This window comes from Pseudomonas sp. PKS (assembly GCF_051913525.1).
In the GTDB taxonomy this organism is placed as follows: Bacteria; Pseudomonadota; Gammaproteobacteria; order Pseudomonadales; family Pseudomonadaceae; genus Aquipseudomonas; species Aquipseudomonas guariconensis_D.
This window is the reverse complement of record NZ_JBEGDO010000050.1, coordinates 1-506: the sequence shown is the minus strand read 5'-3', so window position 1 is coordinate 506 and position 506 is coordinate 1. Positions and strand designations below refer to the sequence as shown.

Below are 506 nucleotides of genomic sequence, written 5' to 3'. Positions count from 1 at the left end.
CCAGCCTGGGCCTGGGCGTGCGTCGCTTCAACGACGGCTACATGCTCGGCGCCAACAGCTTTCTGGACTACGACCTCTCTCGCCAGCACGCCCGTCTGGGCCTGGGTGTCGAGTACTGGCGCGACTTTCTCAAGGTCAACGCCAACAGCTACACCCGTCTGACCGGCTGGAAGGATTCCCCCGACGTCGAGGACTACCAGGAACGCCCGGCCAACGGCTGGGACCTGCGCACCGAAGCCTGGCTGCCGGCGATGCCGCAGCTCGGCGGCAAGCTCACCTACGAGCAGTACTACGGCGATGAAGTCGGCCTGTTCGGCAAGGACAACCGCAAGAAAGACCCCAGCGCCGTCACTGTCGGCCTCACCTACACGCCCATTCCGCTGCTGACCCTCAGCGCCGACCAGCGCAAGGGCAACGGCGGCAACGAGACCACCGTGGGTGCCGAGTTCAACTACCAGATCGGCGAGCCGTGGGCCAAACAGGTCGACCCGGCCGGCGTCGGCGCC

Annotated in this window: 1 protein-coding gene; it reads left to right on the top strand. The window is 66.6% G+C overall.

The genetic code is table 11. From position 1 onward, the window contains the following. Positions 1 to 506: inverse autotransporter beta domain-containing protein (locus tag ABOA88_RS24030; protein WP_440127996.1), on the top strand; the 506-nt coding region annotated here is incomplete at both ends.